This is a genomic window from Streptococcus sp. KR, assembly GCF_002238115.1.
Lineage (GTDB): Bacteria > Bacillota > Bacilli > Lactobacillales > Streptococcaceae > Streptococcus.
Window position 1 is genome coordinate 1 of record NZ_NGVM01000424.1, and the last position, 206, is coordinate 206.

Here is a 206-nt window from a genome sequence, read left to right on the forward strand (position 1 = left end):
GAATTCCTCTTTTTGTCGTTCGACCTGCTTAAGAGCATAATCGTGACATAATTTACGAAAATCATTGGTGGACATCTTCTTACGGTCATAGCCCGCTTGAGTCAATTTTTGCTCGATTGGAAGACCATGAGTATCCCATCCTGGTACGTATGGTGCCCGATAGCCGGTCATTGACTTGTAACGAACAATGATATCCTTGGAAATCT

General features: G+C 42.7%; 1 protein-coding gene. It reads right to left on the minus strand.

Going from position 1 to position 206, the window contains the following annotated elements; all coding sequences use genetic code 11:
• Positions 1 to 206 (minus strand): class I tRNA ligase family protein (locus CBI42_RS12540; protein WP_142294199.1); only part of this gene is annotated, 206 nt, incomplete at both ends.